General features: G+C 53.3%; 1 protein-coding gene. It reads left to right on the forward strand.

The window, feature by feature from the left end:
* On the forward strand, positions 1-212 hold a 212-nt coding region (locus ACO0LD_RS31875; protein WP_423013562.1), incomplete at both ends, for a hypothetical protein.

A 212-nucleotide genomic window follows, 5' to 3' on the forward strand; every position in this document is an offset into this window, starting at 1 on the left:
ATGCCTTGCTCAATAAAAACGGCACATCTTCCGCCAGCAGTTCCACAACTTATAATCTTGCTGCAGCAGACGACTGGAACAGCGTCATCACCGGTGGCAACATCCAGGACCTGACTGGCAACGGCATCACCGTCTCCAATGCTGTGCCTAGCATTTTAAGCTCGACTTACGATGCGGCGACTGGCATCCTGTCCGTGTCTGCCGTCAACATC

Source organism: Undibacterium sp. Ji83W (genome assembly GCF_049340385.1).
GTDB lineage: Bacteria > Pseudomonadota > Gammaproteobacteria > Burkholderiales > Burkholderiaceae_D > Undibacterium.